The organism is Inquilinus sp. (assembly GCF_057815775.1).
In genome coordinates, this window is record NZ_JBYRFX010000611.1 from 1 (window position 1) to 3,068 (window position 3,068).

The 3,068-nt window shown below is 59.8% G+C and carries 3 protein-coding genes; 1 reads left to right on the forward strand and 2 read right to left on the reverse strand.

The annotated features are described in order from the left end of the window. The coding region (locus AC3XYG_RS21420) for a GIY-YIG nuclease family protein (RefSeq protein ID WP_489141897.1) at nt 1-970 on the forward strand (970 nt) is incomplete at its 5' end. A gap of 66 nt (nt 971-1,036) precedes the next feature. Here AC3XYG_RS21420 and AC3XYG_RS21425 read toward each other — a convergent pair. Both AC3XYG_RS21425 and AC3XYG_RS21430 read right to left on the reverse strand, forming a co-directional pair. After that, nucleotides 1,037-2,626 (reverse strand): ABC transporter substrate-binding protein, encoded by a 1,590-nt coding sequence (locus AC3XYG_RS21425; RefSeq protein ID WP_489141898.1) that lies wholly within the window; start codon nt 2,624-2,626, stop codon nt 1,037-1,039. Between the two features lie 91 nt (nt 2,627-2,717). Then, the coding region (locus AC3XYG_RS21430; protein ID WP_489141899.1) for a glycoside hydrolase at nt 2,718-3,068 on the reverse strand (351 nt) is incomplete at its 5' end.

Here is a 3,068-nt window from a genome sequence, read left to right on the forward strand (position 1 = left end):
TATCAATCGCCCTTCCATCGCAGATCTGTTTACGAAAACCAACAGATGCGGCATCTATATTATAGAATTTCAAAATGATGAATTTTATGTTGGAAAGGCTACAGATGTAGTCCGCAGATATGGGCAACACCGGAAAATCCACCAAGATATCAGAACAATTAGGTTTCAAAAACGTAAGAAATCTGAACTTGACCAAAATGAGCGCTCGTTAATCTATCGACTTGAGACTGCCGGTTTTGGCCTGAGAAATGTTACATTTACAAGCATCCCTCAGCCTGGATCGGATTTTGAAGCGATCATGCCTATTGACCAGCAAAATCTCTGGCTTGATCTAAAATTTAGAGAAAACCAAAGCGTCAATCGCGCTCAAGATACAGCAATAGACATTCGATCTCAACGATCGTTCGACAGACTTATGAAGATATGCACCATCGATCCGCATCTATTGTTTATAAAATATTATATGAAAAACTTCATTCCATCACCCAAGATCTCGGAGATATCCTTCTGGTCATTGAGCGCGCGCGGGCAAGGGACAAAGGAACGGCCAGAGCTCCTGTACCGTCTCAACATGTTTTGGCAGGAGGTATTGTCGGTGTTCGGCGATGGTGAAGATGCGGAAATCGTACTCCGATGCGCAAAATCGCCCTTGGAGGCAGCCCCAGGCGGCCTGCCTGAAGTTGCCGAACGCTTGGGCGTCGAATTTAATGAATTTCACTACAAACCAGGCGGATCCGATCAGATATCGCTCAGCGCCCTTTGGAACGATGATCCACTGCGAATTCTGCGAGACGAGGACGTCGCCAAGAGCATCCGTCTGTTCAATCTTCGGCTAATGAACAAGGGACCGACGAACTTCAGCCGATCGCATTGTTCCGCCCTTGTCACCGCCGCATACGAAGCGCCGGACTCGGAAACCCGGGAGGCTCAGTTTTGGAGCCGGTTCTGGAAATCGCCCCGCACGCGATGAACGCTCATATCGCGAGTGACGCGGATCGGGTTCGCACCACGAACCCAATCCGCATCCATTCAGCCCCTACTCCTTCGTGCCCTGCCAGAAGAAGTCGTTCTCGGTTCCCGGGCCCCAGACCAGGCCCTGGACGTTCTTGCGCGCGGCGACCGTCTCGACCTGCTGGAACATGAAGGCGTATGGCGCCATCTCGCGGATCTTGCGCTGCAACGCCTCATACATCGCCTGGCGCTTGGCGGTGTCGGTCTCCAGCACCGCGGCCGCGGTCTCCTTGGTCAGCTCCGGGATATCCCAGGACGTGCGCCAGGCCGTGGTCTTCATCGGCGGGTTCTCGCCGTTGTCGACATTCATGCCGAAGTTCTGGGCGTTGGTGTGCGGGTCCTGGTAGTCCGGCCCCCAGCGGCCGATCGCGGTCTCGTATTTGCGGGCCCGGATCTTGCTGGTCTGCTGCTTGTCGTCCGAGGCGATGATCTGCAGATCCACCCCCGCCTTGGCGAAGGTCGCCTGGATCGACTGCGCCATCTCCAGGTAGGGCGACCCGTTCGGCACGTCGATGCTGATCTTGAAGCCGTCGGGGTAGCCGCCCTGGGCCAGCAGCTGCTTGGCCTTGTCGACGTCGAGGCTGAACGGCTCGTCGTTCAGCGCCCCCAGGAACCCCTTGGGCAGGAAGTTCTGGTGCGGCATCGCCAGGCCCTTCATGAAGCTGTCGGCCATGCCGTGATAGTCGATCAAATATTTCAGCGCCTGCCGGATTTCGACCTTCTTCAGCGGCTCGGTCTGGGTGTTCATCGACAGGTACCAGAGGGCGCCGCGCGGCACCTCCAGCAGCGTCACGTCCGGGTTCGACTTCAGCGATTCGATCTGCTCGCCGGTCAGGCCGCGGGCGATGTCGACATCGCCGCGCTGCAGCAGCAGCATCTGCGAGGTCGGGTCGAGCACATGGCGGAAGAAGATCCGCCGGAAGCCCGGCTTGCCCCGCCAATAGTCGTCGAACCGGTCCATCACCAAGCTCTCATTCGGCTTCCAGGCGCCGAGCTTGTAGGGGCCGGAGCCGGCCGAGTGGGTGTTCAGCCACTCATGGCCGAAATCGCCACCCTTGGCATTCGCCTCCACGGTCTTGGCATCGACCACCGAGGAGACGGTGGAGCTGAGGCAGTTGAGGACGAAGCTGGGCGCGTAGGCCTTGTCGGTCTTGAACACCAGCGTGCGCGCATCCGGCGCGGTGACCATGGCGTCGACATTGTCCGCGGTCAGGCCGAACTGGCCGACGATGAAGGCCGGCGACAGGTTCAGCTTGATGGCGCGGCGGAGCGAATAGGCCGCGTCCTCCGCCGTCAGCGGGTTGCCGGAGTGGAACTTGGCCCCGTCGCGGATCTTGAAGGTGTAGGTGGTGCCGTCGTCGGCGACGCTCCAGCTCTCGGCGATGCCGGGCGTGAAGTTCGACGGGTCCTTGGCATTATAATAGACCAGCCGGTCATAGACTTGGTTGATGTATTCGGATGTCGAGAACTCGAACACCTCGGCCGGGTCGAGCGTGATGATGTCGTCGATGCGATAGGCCTGGACCAGCGTGTCCTTCGGCGTCTCGGCCAGGGCCGGCACAGCGGCGCAGCCGAGCACGATCGCGGCGATCACGCCGCGAAGCATTGTTCTCATTTTGGGCACCCCCTGTTTGACGTGCGAGGCGATGGTAGGGCGCGCCCGCGGCGACGACTAGGCGGATTCGCTCAGGCTTTGATGCATCCGCCTATTTCTTCGGGGTGCGGAAGAACGAGGCAGCTTCGACCACCTGCGGCCCCTGCCCCGGCCCTTCCAGTCGGGCAGACTGGGCCGGCAGCACAGCGCCATCCGGCAGGGTCCGCGGCGCGGTGTCGAAATTGACCGTCACCGTCGTGCCGTCGCCGAACACCGACCGCTGCAGCAGCCGGTCCGGCGACAGCACGGCGAAATCCGTCATCGGCTGGGTGAACAGCCGCTGGTGCAGCGGCCGGAACACCGTGTCGTAGGCGGCGATCGCGGGCAGGTCTCGGTCCAGCACCGCCGCATTCAGATGATACAGCGGCGGCACGGCATACAGCAGTTGCAGCAGCGCCGTGGC